Origin of the sequence: Vibrio sp. V08_P9A1T1, from assembly GCF_963874405.1 — a bacterium.
In the GTDB taxonomy this organism is placed as follows: domain Bacteria; phylum Pseudomonadota; class Gammaproteobacteria; order Enterobacterales; family Vibrionaceae; genus Vibrio; species Vibrio anguillarum.
The window spans coordinates 1-14,943 of the sequence record NZ_CAWNIB010000301.1; the positions used below are offsets into that span (position 1 = coordinate 1).

11 protein-coding genes, 2 tRNA genes and 1 pseudogene are annotated in these 14,943 nt (G+C 44.0%); 2 read left to right on the forward strand and 12 right to left on the reverse strand.

The annotated features are described in order from the left end of the window. From AACT21_RS15460 to AACT21_RS15470, 3 genes are all read right to left on the reverse strand, one after another. A partial coding sequence (locus AACT21_RS15460) for a low molecular weight protein-tyrosine-phosphatase (protein WP_094164536.1) occupies window positions 1-452 on the reverse strand: 452 nt, incomplete at its 3' end. A 305-nt stretch (window positions 453-757) separates the two neighbouring features. Continuing rightward, window positions 758-3,868, reverse strand: a complete 3,111-nt coding sequence (gene vexH / locus AACT21_RS15465) for a vibriobactin export RND transporter permease subunit VexH (RefSeq protein ID WP_094164529.1) — start codon at window positions 3,866-3,868, stop codon at window positions 758-760. Next, window positions 3,868-4,920 carry an efflux RND transporter periplasmic adaptor subunit gene (locus tag AACT21_RS15470; RefSeq protein WP_017045457.1) on the reverse strand — a complete coding sequence of 351 codons (1,053 nt, stop codon included), beginning with the start codon at window positions 4,918-4,920 and terminating at the stop codon, window positions 3,868-3,870. The genes vexH and AACT21_RS15470 overlap by 1 nt, the downstream gene beginning before the upstream one ends. A gap of 482 nt (window positions 4,921-5,402) precedes the next feature. Between AACT21_RS15470 and AACT21_RS15475 the strand changes: the two genes are divergently transcribed. Then, window positions 5,403-5,487, forward strand: a tRNA-Tyr gene (locus AACT21_RS15475). Window positions 5,488-5,566: 79 nt separating this feature from the next. After that, window positions 5,567-5,651, forward strand: a tRNA-Tyr gene (locus AACT21_RS15480). Window positions 5,652-5,750: 99 nt separating this feature from the next. On the opposite strand, the gene AACT21_RS15485 is transcribed toward AACT21_RS15480, so the two are convergent. The 9 genes and pseudogenes from AACT21_RS15485 to gmhB form a co-directional block, all read right to left on the reverse strand. After that, entirely contained in the window at window positions 5,751-6,518 is a 768-nt protein-coding gene (locus tag AACT21_RS15485) for a PKD domain-containing protein (RefSeq protein WP_017047989.1), read from the reverse strand. A gap of 22 nt (window positions 6,519-6,540) precedes the next feature. After that, window positions 6,541-6,777 (reverse strand): hypothetical protein, encoded by a 237-nt coding sequence (locus AACT21_RS15490; RefSeq protein WP_094164530.1) that lies wholly within the window; start codon window positions 6,775-6,777, stop codon window positions 6,541-6,543. A gap of 76 nt (window positions 6,778-6,853) precedes the next feature. After that, a complete protein-coding gene (locus AACT21_RS15495) occupies window positions 6,854-8,488 on the reverse strand; it encodes an ATP-binding protein (RefSeq protein ID WP_094164531.1) in 1,635 nt (544 codons plus the stop codon). Beyond that, window positions 8,479-9,201, reverse strand: a complete 723-nt coding sequence (locus tag AACT21_RS15500; protein ID WP_094164532.1) for a winged helix-turn-helix domain-containing protein — start codon at window positions 9,199-9,201, stop codon at window positions 8,479-8,481. Before AACT21_RS15500 ends, AACT21_RS15495 begins: the two co-directional genes overlap by 10 nt. A 257-nt stretch (window positions 9,202-9,458) precedes the next feature. Then, entirely contained in the window at window positions 9,459-11,150 is a 1,692-nt protein-coding gene (treC, locus tag AACT21_RS15505; protein WP_094164533.1) for an alpha,alpha-phosphotrehalase, read from the reverse strand. A 61-nt stretch (window positions 11,151-11,211) separates the two neighbouring features. Beyond that, window positions 11,212-12,636 (reverse strand): PTS trehalose transporter subunit IIBC, encoded by a 1,425-nt coding sequence (treB, locus tag AACT21_RS15510; RefSeq protein ID WP_026027679.1) that lies wholly within the window; start codon window positions 12,634-12,636, stop codon window positions 11,212-11,214. Between the two features lie 168 nt (window positions 12,637-12,804). Further along, window positions 12,805-13,751 (reverse strand): annotated as a pseudogene (gene treR / locus AACT21_RS15515) (trehalose operon repressor TreR). A 55-nt stretch (window positions 13,752-13,806) separates the two neighbouring features. Next, complete coding sequence (locus AACT21_RS15520; protein ID WP_094164534.1) at window positions 13,807-14,151, reverse strand: MliC family protein; 345 nt, start codon at window positions 14,149-14,151, stop codon at window positions 13,807-13,809. Window positions 14,152-14,177: 26 nt separating this feature from the next. Next, window positions 14,178-14,729: a D-glycero-beta-D-manno-heptose 1,7-bisphosphate 7-phosphatase gene (gene gmhB / locus AACT21_RS15525; protein WP_094164535.1), complete on the reverse strand. Its 552-nt coding sequence runs from the start codon at window positions 14,727-14,729 to the stop codon at window positions 14,178-14,180. Window positions 14,730-14,943 lie beyond the last annotated feature (214 nt).

The window sequence follows — 14,943 nt, forward strand, 5'->3', positions numbered from 1 at the left end:
CTCTCTATCAGTTCCAAAACCCGTTCAAACATATGAATATTTCCTTTGTAAGGATCAGGGACTTCCGTGACACCGATGTGACTATGCGATAGAAACAGTGAAAGTTTCTCTTTATGTTTAGCAGGACAAATGTCAATCAGATCCGCTAAGTTGGCTTTATCTAAGGCAAAAATAAGATCAAATTTTTCGAAATCCTCAGAACAAACCTGCCTTGCTCTTAAATTTGACATTGAATAGCCACGCTGCTCAGCGACAGATATTGCTTTGGGATCTGGTTTTCGGCCCACTTGATAATTCACAGTACCAGCGCTTTCAACAAATAAATTAATTCCATGCTGTTGCGCTTTTTGGCTCAAAACAGCTTCAGAAAGCGGTGAACGGCATATATTTCCCATGCATACGATGAGGATAGAGAGTTTTTTATTTTCCATGGCCATTACTGATGCATTCACTTCATTTTGTCTCTGTATTAAAGAGGTGGATAGAGTATCGCAAGGCGCATTGCAATGGGTGTCTCAAAATTGAGTCTATCTATAATTAATACCTAAGATTTAAATAGGAAAAATGAACTGGCTATTTTGATGGATTATCGAAAATGGCATTAACCATTTGATATCTCGCTTGTATGTACAAATAACTTGATGTGATAAGCCGGCCGCATGTGATTTCATCTAATGAGCATAGATAACGGTGAATGGAATAGGTGTGAACGGTGAACAAAGAAGAGCCTGCAGGGCGCAGGCTCTTGATACGTTAATCAGTGAACACTTCTGGTTTTAACATCATGCAGCAGTTCTTGATTAAGTTCAGCTTCAACATGACCTGGAGAGCGTGTTGATGCCGAGACCAAACGATACATAGCAGGGATAACAAACAGAGTGACTAAAGTGGCAAAACCCATACCGAAGAAAATCACCGTACCCACCGCAACTCGGCTTTCATAGCCTGCTCCTGTCGAGATAATTAATGGGATGGAACCTGCTAAAGTAGTAAAGGCGGTCATCATGATTGGCCGTAAACGCCTTGCTGAAGCATCAATAATTGCTTTTTCAAACTCAACCCCTCGGTCACGCAGCTGGTTGGCAAATTCAACGATCAAAATGCCATTTTTGGTCACCATACCGATCAGCATAATCATCCCAATCTGGCTATAGATGTTGATACCTTGTCCCATAATTGATAGACCAAGAAAGCCGCCAAACACACCCATCGGCACCGTCAACATCACTACTAACGGGTTGATAAAACTTTCAAATTGGGCGGCTAGTACCAAATAAGCGACAAGCAGCGCTAACGCAAATACAATGGCTACGCTCGATTGGTTTTCTTTAAAATCTTTTGACTCACCTGAGTAACTAATGGAAATATCACTAGGTAGCGTTTCAATGGCTTTTTGATCTAGAAAATCAAGCGCTTCGCCCAACGTGTAACCAGCCGATAAATTTGCAGTAACCGTGATCGCCTTTTGCTTATTGTAATGAGACAAGCGGATTGATGATGCCACTTCTTCCACTTTCGCAAGTGCATCCAGTGTAACAAGCTCACCGGATGCGGTTCTCATGTAAATCTGGCTTAAATCGGAGGCGTTATTGAAGCTATTTTCGTCCCCACGGAGATAAACATCATACTCTTCGCCACGCTCAACAAAGCTGGTTTCACTCTTCCCGCCGAGCATCACTTCTAACGTATCTGAAATATCCGCGACACTGATCCCCAATTCCGCGGCACGCTGCCTATCAATCGTCACCACCAGTTCAGGTGTCTTTTCGGAATAATTGGTGTCAGCACCTTCCATAAAGGGGGAATTTTCAGCTTCCGTTTTTAACAATTCAGCCCATTTTTTGAGTTCAGGATAGTCTGACCCACCTAACACAAACTGAACAGGCTCGTTAGAGCCACCACGAAAGCCGGGCATAAAGGGCATAACTCGTACATCGGGAATTCCCGTTAGCGCTTTTTTTACCTGCCCTAATGCTTGTTGAGCGGTGATGCTTCGTTCGTTCCAGTCATCCAAAATCATGATAACAAAACCCGTCTGATCACCCGCTTGCCCACCGAACGCAGGCGATTGAATACTAAACGACTTGAGAAAACCTTTGCCAACCAAGGGCATTAACCGCTGCTCAACAAGATCCATATTGGCCGACATCCGGTTATAACTGGTCGCATCCGCTCCGCGCACAAAGGCAAAAATAACGCCGCGATCTTCTGAAGGCGTAAGCTGAGAAGGCACTTTCTGCATCAGAAAATAACTGCCACCAACGCATGCAAGGATGACGAGCGGTGCAGCCCATTTCCAACTGATAGCAAAACGTAAAGAGGATTTGTAACCCGCTTCTAAACGGCCAAAAACACGATCAACAAAACGATTAAAACGGTTTGGTTTGACATTGACCTTTAAAATCTTACTACCGAGAACGGGTGTTAAAGTTAACGCTATTAGCGATGAAAAGAGAACCGACATGGCCAAAAGTACAGAGAACTCGGTGAACAACAGGCCGACCATGCCGTCCATAAAAGAGATCGGTAAAAAGACCATCACTAATACCAATGTGGTGGCAATCACGGCAAAGCCGACTTCGCGCGTCCCTTTATAAGCCGCCAGCAGTGGCTTCTCTCCCTGTTCTATGTGATGAAATATATTTTCCACCACCACAATCGCGTCATCAACAACCAAACCGATGGAAAGAATCAGCGCCATCAAGGTGATAAGGTTAATGGAGAATCCGAAATAGTAAGCGGCAATAAAAGAAGAGATCAATGATACTGGCACAGTAACGGCTGGGATTAGCGTTGCCCGAACTTGGCCGATAAAAATGTACAGTACCAAAATCACTAAACCACCCGTGATAAACAGTGTGCTATACACTTCCGAAATTGAGCGATCAATAAAGACGGTCGAGTCGTAGTCAATGGCCAAGCGCGTTCCTTTGGGTAGAAACTGCTGAATATTATCGACTTCTTGATGGACACGCTGCGCCACATCCAAGGGGTTAGCATCTGACTGTGGAACAATGCCCATGCTCACATTAACCACACCGTCGCTTTTGAAGGTTGAGTTTTCGTTCTCAGCGCCGATGAAGACATCCGCGACATCTTTTAAGTAAATCGGCGAATTGTCACTTGCGCGCTTAACCACCAGATAGTCAAAATCTTGAGCCGTTTTGTACGCTCGGTCGGTACGCACCGACATTACTGTCGAATCGTTACGCACTTCCCCGCCCGGGCTTTCAATATTTTCACTGCGCAATGCACTTGATATATCAGAAGTCGTGACACCACGCCCAGCCATCAGATTCGGCTTGAGCTTGACATACATCACCTTATAAAGACCACCAGACACATCCACAGAACTGACGCCAGAGATTAAACTAAAACGGTCAATCAAAGCTCGTTCGATATAATCGGTCAGTTGGGTTCGATCCATCTCTGAAGAACTGAGATTAATGTACAAAGAAGCTTCACCAGAGCCATTATTTTTGAATACGGTTGGATCATCTGCTTCATCCGGTAATGAGCGCTGCGCTCTCGCAACGGCGTCGCGGATATCGCTCACACCAGTATTGAGATCGTAACCCAGTTCAAATGTAACGGTAATCCGTGACATGCCATTGCGCGTGGTGGATTCAATTTCATCAATCCCGCTAATGCCTGCCAGTTGATCTTCCAATACAGAAGTGATTTGGTTTTCAATGATGGTAGCTGAAGCCCCTGCATAGCGAGTACTGATTGAAACCACCGGGCTTTCAATATCGGGCATTTCCCGGACCGAAAGCTTAGAAAATGACACTAGACCAAAAACGCACAACAGTAAGCTTAATACCACCGCCGCCACAGGGCGCTTCACTGAAACATCGGATAACCACATTATTTGTCATCCTTTTGTATCGGTGAGCCATCCACATTGACTTCAGTAACGACAATGCCGTTTCTCATATTCACGATACCTTGCACCACAATCTTATCGCCAATGGCTAAACCTTTATCAATCACCACTTGATTGTCGATCCGCGCGCCAAGCCAAACTTCCGTGCGTATTACTTTATTATTGCTATCAATCACATAGACATAGCGTTTAGTGCCTGAATATTCGAGTGCTTGAACAGGGATAATGGGCGCTTCAATCGCTGAGAAATTCAACTTAGTAGAAAGCAACATTCCGGGTTTTAGCTTGCCATCTTGGTTATCGAAATGAATACGGACACGCAAATTCAAGGTTTCACGGTTAATGCGTGAATCAATACCCACAACTTTGCCGGTAAACTCGTTTTTTGCCCAAGCATTACTCTTCGCCGTCACCGTCATACCTTTACTGATTAACGAAAGGTAACGCTCTGGCACTTGGATATCGAGTTGCATCACCGATAGGTCATCTAAAGTCAGCAATTCCGTCCCTGCACTGACCATTTTGCCCAAACTAAAATCAATAAAACCAACGGTGCCATTAAATGGCGCGCTAATGCGCAGATCGTTTAAATTTGCGTTTGCTGCATCTAAACGTGCTTGAGCAATATCAACACTCGCTTTTTGCGCATCGATTTCCGTTTGGGTAATGGCATTCCGTTTGACCAAACGTTCAAACTCTTTCAACTTACGCTGTTCATCGTTCAAATAGGCTTGAGCCTCTGAAAGTGCGGCTTTGGCTTTATCATCATTAAGCTGAATTAAGAGCTGACCTTTCTTGACCTCTTGATTGGCTTTAATCGCAATATGGCTGACCTTTCCCGAAACTTCAGATGAGATCTCCACTGCTCGTTCAGCTTCTAATTTACCAATCAGTGAAAGAGACTGAGACACTTGATGAGTTGCCACACGCTCTGCGACCACCGCAACGGCTTGTGGTGCTTGCGCAGCGAACGCACTTAACGGTGTGGTAAGCAAGGTAACCATCATTAACGAAAGAATAGACGTGTTTTTCATAGTTTTTATTCAACAATAAATAGACTGATTGAATTGTAACTGCTTATACGACGCTCGAACGTCAAGGAGTGTAAATCTTATTAAATATCTGTAACGTGCGTCATAACTTAGCCTCCTCCGGCTGCTTTTTAGGCGTCACACACAGGCTATACCCAAACAACTTGAAGTTGCAGGTAGGCGGCAAGTAAGTTCATCCCCATGAGCATAGATAAACTATGTGATTGGGGTGAGCGAACGTAGCCAACACCGCTGGGCTTCAACTGGGAAGGGTGTAAATAGAGCAAAACTATCCATTCCTCCCCCCTTTGCCCAAAAAGGCAGCATTCAATTCAAAATCATAAGAAAAAGGCTTTACAGAGAGAGCGAGTTTGCTATCATGCGCTCCGCACTTGAGCAATGCGTTGGGAAAACGTTGTTTAAGCATACTGTGAGCCAATAGTGTCGTTATAAACACTATAAATCACATTGTATGAAAACCCTCTGGAGGGGTTCCCGAGTGGCCAAAGGGAGCAGACTGTAAATCTGCCGGCTCCGCCTTCGATGGTTCGAATCCGTCCCCCTCCACCATATTCTCTCGCAAGAGAAACCTTGATTGATACGTTGGGAAAACATCATTCAAGCCTATTTTTAGAATAGGAAAACACCCGGAGGGGTTCCCGAGTGGCCAAAGGGAGCAGACTGTAAATCTGCCGGCTCCGCCTTCGATGGTTCGAATCCGTCCCCCTCCACCATATTCTCTCGATTGAGAACGATAAAAAGCCAGCTTTCGAGCTGGCTTTTTCGTTTCTTTACATCATAGCTCTATAAACTGACGTCACTAAGTAGTCTAGTTAACCCTCAATATACTGAAGTAGAGCGGTAACACAGCTTTGTGCATCACTGCAATTGATACTCTCTGGCAGTTCAGTCTGCAATAAAAACCCTTGTTCCAAAGAGTGGCAAGATGAACTTTCACTTAAACAAATCGGAACTCCTTGAGCAGAAAGGGCATTTAATAACAACAAAGCCGTTTGTATATTTCCCCCAGCATTGGCGGCAAAATGTAGCTCAAACTCAGCAGCGCTATTGAGTGAGGTCAGCGCATGCTCTAATTGAGTGTCCACTTCGGTTAAAGAAACCGAATCTAAATCACTAAAGATCAGCATGCCTTGGTTCCTATCAGCATACTGCCAAGCAACGATATCAACCTGCTGCATATAGGCTCGCTGCATGCTTTGCGCGGCCGCCTGAATGATCACCTGCATTTGGTCACTATTGCTTCTTCCACCACTGTCTTTGACTGATAATTCAAAAATATACGTGCCAGCAATCGTAGGATAAAACGCCGTTGCTTTCAGAGAATCTGCATTGATCAAAGTAAGCGATTGAGGCCCAGAAACTTGACGCCAAGACTTCGTTTTAATTTCATATATTGATAACTCAGATTTCGCCGTTCCGCTCAACGTAATACTATTTACTGGCAGTATTAACATCTGATCAGCACCAGCATTAACCGTAGGCTTAGTCAGCTTATCCGCATCTTTCAAATCATCGGCTTTACATCCCACAATAAGTGCGAGCACACTCAAGATCACGAACAACTGGTTTAACTTAAACATAATATTTTCCTGTGGTTAAGCATTAGAAGAGGTAACTGGTACTGGTGGAAAGAAAGGCGACTTCACTACCGTCCAAATACAATGCAGCATCTTGTTGCGCGTAATCCATCATCACATTCGATTGCGTATTGGTTTGGCTGAGCTGGTCATTTAAGCGAACCCCATCGCTGAAGGCTGAGATCCATTCCATCGGTTTAGTGGCACTGGTAGATGAGAAAAATACGCCGCTTAAAAACAGCGCTAATAATTTGGTATTCATGCTTACTCCTTGTGAGCGGTCTGATTCACCGACCCATTCAAGGTAGCATTCTCAATATAAATAAATCGTCAGCAGTTTATTGACCATTTGTATCCAGTTTGGTCACATTAGGTAAAGAAATCTGCTTTGGCCATTGCAGTTCAAAACATGCGCCCCCTAATGCTGAACCATTTACTTTTACTCTAACCTTGCCTTGATGCCAACGAGTGATCTGTTTAACAATCGCCAGCCCAAGACCATGGCCTTTTTCACTATTACGCTCTTGATTATTCACTTGAGTAAAGGGCTCAAAAATACGTTCAATATCATCTGGCGCAATACCGGGGCCATCGTCTTCGACCACCAAAAAAAGTTGCCCATCAGATTCGTTCAACGAGAGATGGATCTCTTGCTGCGCAAATCGCGCGGCATTACTCAGCAAGTTTTTAACGGCCCGCAATAAAGCTCGATTATCGACAAATATCGTTTGCTGTCGCAACGAATCCAACACGCTGACACGCAATGTGAGTTGCGGGTTTTCAAGCTGGAAATGCTCCGCTTCTGCAACCAAATTGTCGGCAAAGTGGCAATAAGAAAAATGGCGAATATCTGTGATACGGTTATAGCGCGACAAAACAAGTGTCTGGTTAATCAAATGATCGAGATCTTCAATACTGGAGTGAATCACTTGGCGGTATTTTTCTTTCTGGCTTAAGGCAATGTCTTCATCCTCAAGCATTTCAAATGCAAAGCGTAAACGGTAGAGCGGTGTTCGTAAATCATGCGCCACGGCGTTGGTTAAGGTTCTTTGGCTGGCAATCAGCTTTTCGATGTTATTTGCCATATTATTAAAAGAATGACTGAGCTGAGAGACCACGGACAGCCGAGATGTCGTCGCTCTACGAGATAATACTCCTTGACCAAATTCATTCGCCGTTTTTACCAGACGTTTCAGATCTCGCCATAAAGGATAAATCCACATAACTAAGGCCACAGAAATGGCTAAAAAAAAGAAACCACCGATAGCCGTGGTGAGCTTTAATTGGGTTTGGTAGGAAATATTGTCCTCGACGCGTAACCACGTATTCTCATCCACCGCAGCCAATAAAATCATGCTGCCTTGTTGATTGATATAACTGGTCATCTGCTCTTTATCAGCCAACAATTTACTTCGCTCGATGGGTGACAAATCTTGCTCTTGCAATAGACTCAACTCTAAAGGTATTCGGCTATTTTGCTCAGCAATACTGGTTTGCCATTGAGTACGAGGTTGGCTACGGAGATCTTCTACCGCGAGGTATAATGTGCCTCTGGACTGGTTAAGCGCAGCGAGTTCTCTCGGTTCATTGATCGCGAAATAGAGCACTTTGTCACTGTTCAGCACTCTTTGCAAAAGTGCCATAGGATCACCATCTTGGAAAATGATCTCGCCTTTTTGCAACGCTTGATAAACTTCTGGGGAGGAGTGGTAGCTGTCTAATGCCTCTAATCGAAGTGGGTAACTGAAATGCTTAGCATAGCCGTCAATAATCGTTGTCCACTCAGCTTGAGGCGCTTGACGCAATTTTTCAGATAGAAACGTAAAGTTACTCTGATAGACAGGCTTATAAAACTCTTCAGAGATACTGCGGCTAAGATATGGGATCGGATTAAATTGCGTGGGAATACTGAGTAATAAGATCGGCAGAAACACAGCTACCCAGAGTACCCAAAAAGATCGAATCATGACCACTTCCCTTCCGATACAGCGCAGAGCTGATATCCTTTACCTCGAACCGTTTTTATCAACTTAGGTTCATTAGGATCATCTCCGAGCGCACGCCGCAAGCGTGATATACGACGATCAATTGAGCGATCTAAACCATCATATTCAAAACCACGCACATGCTGAGCGATATCATCTCTCGTGACAATGGTGCCGACATGTTGGGCGAGTAGATACAAAAGCTCAAACTCGCTGGTCGTGAGTTTTATGGGCTGCTGCTCAAGTAATACCGCTCGATGCTGTAAATTCATCCACAAGTTACCTATGCACAATTCATATTTGTCACTTTGACTTCCTCTTGCTTGCCTTCGAAGTAAAGCTCGAATACGTGACAGCAACAAACGGGGCTTAACCTGCTTAACAACATAGTCATCGGCACCCAATTCCAGCCCCATCACCTGATCAATATCGTCGTCCAACGCCGTTTGCATTAAGATCATACCGTGGTATTGATCTCGGATAGCGCGGCAGACATCCATACCACTTTGCCCTGGTAGCATAATATCCAGAATGACTAAATCAGGTTGCTCATCCAAAATCCGATCAACGGCTTGAATCCCATCCGCAACCGTTGAGACACAAAACTCATAGTGGTTGAGAAAGTCTTTGATCAGTTCCGAGAGTTCTAAATCGTCTTCAACGAGAACCACTCGATAAGAGGGGGAGAGAGTACTGTTCATTGTATTTCACATCCGTTTGCTAAGAACGCAAACTATAGCGGATTGTGTTTCATCTTTGTGTGACTAATTGTGACCAAGCAACAAAGTTGTGGTGTTGTTAAAACATTAAACAAATCATCAACAGCAGAGCCTACTGCGTTGAATCAATAAGAGTACGAAGAAAGTACCATTGGGCCGTGACTCATAAATAGAGTCGATAAAAAAGCCCCGAAAATTCGGGGCTGAAAAATGACTGAATCTATAGGGGTAGGACTCAATCAGGATACTAAATCGAACAAAATTACGCGTGTTTCATACGGACGAAGCACTTGATGTTCCAAAACTTTGAGTGGTTTTATATCTGTATAGTTGCCTAACAGGTATTTTGCTTTCTCAATCGGTAACTCTTTTGGCAGCACGCATTCAGTATCAACGCCATAATAGTTATTGATACAGATCAGCACCTGTTTCGCGTTGCGTCGCTGGTAGGCAAAAATCTCTTTATGATCGGGTAGTAAATCGGTGTAATCACCATCGGTAATTACACCGATTTTTTTGCGCAGCGCTATCAACTCTCGATAGAAATAGAACACCGATTGCTCATCAGCTAACGCCCGTTGCGCATTCAATTCTTGATAGTTTTCGGCAATGTCTAGCCAAGGCTGACCTTGGCTAAAACCAGCAAAGCGCTCTGCATTCCATTGCATTGGCGTGCGAGAATTATCACGGGATTTTTGTGCAAGAATGACCATCATGGCTTCATGACTTACCCCTTGCTGGTTCACCATGATGTCGTAAATGTTAGTACTTTCCACATCTCGGTACTGTTCAATAGCGGTGTAGCCGGGATTGGTCATGCCAATTTCTTCACCTTGATAAACATAAGGCGTGCCTTGCATCATATGAATCGATGCGGCCAACATTTTTGCCGACTCAACGCGATAACGTTGATCATCCCCTAAACGGCTCACGATACGAGGTTGATCATGGTTACACCAAAAAAGTGCTCCCCACCCTTTACCATTTAAACCCGTTTGCCAATGGTTGAAAATCTGCTTCAATTGCAAGAAATCAAATGGCGCTTTCGTCCATTTTTCACCGTTCGGATAATCCACTTTTAAATGGTGGAAGTTAAACACCATCGACAGCTCTTTGCCGTCCAAGCGTGAATATTGTTGGCAATGTTCAAGCGTTGTTGAGGACATTTCCCCCACAGTGACGCTGCCGTATTGTTGAAAAACAGCTTGGCTGATCTCTTGTAAAAATTCATGCACGCGCGGGCCATCGGTATAAAAACGGCGTCCATCACCTTGGTGATCATCACTGAAATCCTGCGCTTTTGAGATTAAATTGATCACATCGAGACGAAAACCATCCACCCCTTTTTCGGCCCAAAAACGAATCACTTGCTTCACTTCCTCACGAACTTGAGGATTTTCCCAATTTAGATCCGCCTGCTCTTTGGCAAATAGGTGCAGATAATATTGCCCTGTTGCGTCATCTAACGCCCATGCACTACCACCAAACTTTGACTGCCAATTATTTGGAGCCTGACCATTAATCGGGTCTTGCCAAATATAATAGTCACGATACGGGCTTGATTTATCACCCAACGCCGACTGAAACCAAGCGTGCTCGGTTGAGGTGTGGTTAACCACAATATCCATAATAATACGGATACCTCTTTGATGAGCTTGAGTCAGCAGTTCATCAAAATCTTGCATGCTACCGAATTGAGGATTGACACTGTAATAATCCGAAATGTCATAACCGTTATCAACCATCGGAGATGAATAAATGGGTGTCAGCCAAATGGCATCAATTCCCAAGCAGTGCAAGTAATCCAGTTTAGAGATGATCCCTTTGATATCTCCCGTTCCTTTATTGCCGCTATCACAAAAACTTTTGGGATAAATCTGATAGATGGTCGCAGTTTTCCACCACTGACTATCACTCTTGGTTATAACCATATTGACAACTCACTTACCAAAATGAAAATGAGTGGTGAAAACTCACCACTCGAATGAAAGGTTATGCACTTGCTGGCTCTAGCTCGCCTTTAGCTTGAGCTCGTTTGTATAAAAACAGAGTAAGCAGAATTGGGACGGCCATCGCCACCAGCATCGCGATGCCGTAAATACCCCAGTATTGTGGTTGAATCGAAAGAATACCTGGTAAACCACCCACACCGATGCCATTCGCCATCACCCCTGCACTACCACAAATTGCGGCTGCAATAGCACTACCAATCATGGCGCTTAGCATTGGGAACTTGTACTTTAAGTTGACACCATACATCGCTGGCTCTGTCACACCCAAATAAGCCGAAATAGCCGCAGGAACAGAGATGTCTCGCTCACCGTGTTTTTTACTGATAAAGATGATACCGACGACCGCAGACGCTTGAGCAATATTTGACAGTGCAATCAGTGGCCAAATTGGCGTACCACCCATTTCTTGCATCAACTGCAGATCCACCGCGTTGGTGGTGTGGTGAATCCCGGTAATGACCAGTGGCGCATACAAGAAACCGAACACCATTGAACCGATAACCGCAAAATCACCAGTCATTGCAGCTTTAGCCGCAAATGCGACGCCATCGCCCAATACGCGACCAAATGGACCAATTAAAGCGTGGGCCAAAATAACGGACAATATGATAGAGATAAACGGCACAACAACGAGGTAAAGATAAGAAGGGATGATGCGCTTTAAGTTTGTCTCAATAAACGCCAGAGCAACACCCGCCAACATCGCAGGAATAACCTGAGCTTGATAGCCGACTTTCTCTATCACAAACAAGCCAAAATCCCACACTTCGGGCATCTGCTTACCGATCAGATAAGCATTCATTAATTGAGGCGAAACCAGAGTCACACCCAAAGTAATACCTAGTATCGGTGTTCCACCCAACTTTTTCACCGTTGACCAACAAACACCAACCGGTAGGAAGAAGAAAATAGCCTCGCCAATTAACCATAAGAAAGAATGAACCGTGGCCCAAAATTGGCTAATTTCAACCAAGGTTTTGCCATCGAACATACGAATGTCGCCAATGACATTACGAAAACCGAGGATTAAACCGCCAGTGATGATCGCTGGCAGCAAAGGAACAAAGATTTCCGCAAGATGCGAAATGCCACGTTCTAAAAAGTTCATGTTTTGGCGAGCGGCTTTCTTCGCTTCATCTTTAGAAACGGCTTCTTTGCCTGAAAGCCCGATTAAGATGGCGTAAACTTCGTCCACCTCAGTACCAATCACAACTTGAAACTGCCCAGCATTGGTAAAACACCCTTTAACCATGCTCAGCTGTTCTAGTCCTTTTTTATCCGCCTTGTCGGTATCATTTAAAACAAAGCGTAAACGAGTCAAACAGTGACTCACACTGGCGATGTTCTCTTTACCACCTACCAGCTCGATAAGACGTATCACGTCTTGCTTCGCTATCTTGGCCATACTTTTGCCCACCCTATATTGGAATACTGTCTGTTTTTTCTTTTTAATGGGAACATTCCCACCTACAAGTGCAATATTGACATAAATAATAAAAGGTAAAAATGGGAACAATCCCATTAATTGAATAAGATCACAGACTAATTGTAATTCACTTTAAGAAATAAGGAGTTAGCTTGTTAGCGGTTGTTGAGTGATGTGTGCAGGGTTCATTTCATTATTAAGCTGTAAAATCAATAAATTAGCTGCTTTTTCTCCCGCTTGAGCATAGCCAGATCAATACTGTAAATATTAGGGAAAAGAAAAGAGAGCAGCTCATTACCCCCCACACCAGTGACGGCGATATCATCTCGGCCCAATTCTTGGAGACGTTTAATCACGCCAAGTGCCAGAGTGTCACTGGCGCACACGATAGCTTGAGTCTGATCATTTAGCACTTCATCAACCAGTTGGTAGGCACTTTCATGATGCAAACGTCCAGTGCGATAATTGGGAGTGCATCCACTTTGTTTGCACCAATCTAAGTACGAATCTAAACGTAATTTACCTGTCGTTTTATCGCTAGGATCGACCCCAATGTAGGAAATATGAACTCGATTTTTCGAAGTCAAATGAGCAAGCGCGCCTTGAATAACACCATAATTGTCATAGTTAATCGATGAGACTTTATCGGCATCCATCGCAATCACAACCGCTCGCGATGCCCATAGGTTGAGTTGTGTGATATCGAGATCGGTAAAACCAAATACAATTACACCATCCACATTACGCTTATGTAAAACCTCAAGGTGCTCGTTCGTTTTAGTGCGATCAAACTGGCTTTCCATAATCACCACATCGTACCCATTTTGATACAACACCTGTAGCATTCGCCCCACGGCGCGGTTTTCAGACGGTGACTCAAGGCGTGAGATAATCACGCCAATCACTTTTTCACTGCCACCACGCATTAACTGAGCCGATTTCAGTGGCACATACCCAGAATCTTGGATAACGCGTTCCACTTTTGCTCGTGTTTCAGGCTTCACTTTTGGGTCGTTCGTCAATACACGAGAAACCGTCGATTTACCAACACCAGACAGTTTTGCAATATCCAAGATAGTCAGTTTTCTGCTCATGCGAACCTATAGCGTAAATAAAAATGGAAGATAGCATGCGCTTATCTTAAATGAATTATTGAGTGGTACAGCCTTGATAAGTCGTTGATCCCACTTCGAGCAAAGCCTCATCGCCTTTCGTATGTAAAAGCACGGTTTGAGGCTGAGTTTGCTCGCTATCGTCGATCACATACTTTGCGCCAGAGGCGGCTGGAATTTGTATTAATGTATATTCGCGATCGGCAATACGGAGAACGGTTGACTGTTGCTCAATATACGCAACATCAAAATGCTCACCAGAACGGCATTGATAATGCTGGAACAGGTTCTCACTTTCAACGCGCGAATCGTTCGCGTAATGTGGTGAGCATGCTGCTAAAAAACCAACACTGAATCCAACAAAAAGAAATGATTTATTCATATTGCCTTCCACAAAGGGGGGAATTTTTACGGTGCAAGAAAAGCAGGGACATCGCGAATACTATCAAGTACCACGGTGGCGAGTAATTCACCTTGCTCAGTAACGGGTTTACCGGTACGCACTAACACACGAGTACCAACACCTGCGGCTTGTGCAGCCATAATATCTTCAGCTTTATCGCCTATCATCACGGATTTTTCCATATCGATATCAAGAAAGTCCCGTGCGGAGATAAACATACCAGGCTTGGGTTTGCGGCAATCACACTCTTCTTTATACTTACCTTCACCGTGCTCTGCATGGTGCGGGCAGTAATAAATACCATCAAACTCGACACCGTGATCGGCAAAATTCCAGTCCATCCATTGCGTTAAAGATAAAAAGCGCTCTTCACTAAATTTCCCACGAGCGATACCTGATTGGTTGGTCACCAAAACCAGCAAATACCCCATGTCTTGAAACTTCTTAGTGGCTTCAAATACACCATCAATAAACTCAAAATCATGCTCATCATGAACATAGCCATGATCAACGTTGATCACGCCATCGCGATCTAAAAACACTGCAGGTTTAGCCAAAATAACTCTCTCATATCACGCCAGATATGATGATTATTACACGCTTTATTTTTTTCATCACTACCTAATTCACCAAAGAGTTTAGACGTCTAGACGTAAAAATATCTATTGACTTAAATCAAGTTAAGCCATAGCATCGTCCAACAAGTGAGAGAGAGTTCAACATTTTATTCTGTTATCCCTGCACAGGTTTTCCGATGATTCAAATTAATCA

Bases quoted from the DNA above. Each gene is read 5' to 3' on its own strand.
- vexH (WP_094164529.1), bottom strand. From the start codon at position 3,868: ATGTGGTTATCCGATGTTTCAGTGAAGCGCCCTGTGGCGGCGGTGGTA.
- AACT21_RS15470 (WP_017045457.1), bottom strand. From the start codon at position 4,920: ATGAAAAACACGTCTATTCTTTCGTTAATGATGGTTACCTTGCTTACC.
- AACT21_RS15485 (WP_017047989.1), bottom strand. From the start codon at position 6,518: ATGTTTAAGTTAAACCAGTTGTTCGTGATCTTGAGTGTGCTCGCACTT.
- AACT21_RS15490 (WP_094164530.1), bottom strand. From the start codon at position 6,777: ATGAATACCAAATTATTAGCGCTGTTTTTAAGCGGCGTATTTTTCTCA.
- AACT21_RS15500 (WP_094164532.1), bottom strand. From the start codon at position 9,201: ATGAACAGTACTCTCTCCCCCTCTTATCGAGTGGTTCTCGTTGAAGAC.
- treC (WP_094164533.1), bottom strand. From the start codon at position 11,150: ATGGTTATAACCAAGAGTGATAGTCAGTGGTGGAAAACTGCGACCATC.
- treB (WP_026027679.1), bottom strand. From the start codon at position 12,636: ATGGCCAAGATAGCGAAGCAAGACGTGATACGTCTTATCGAGCTGGTA.
- AACT21_RS15520 (WP_094164534.1), bottom strand. From the start codon at position 14,151: ATGAATAAATCATTTCTTTTTGTTGGATTCAGTGTTGGTTTTTTAGCA.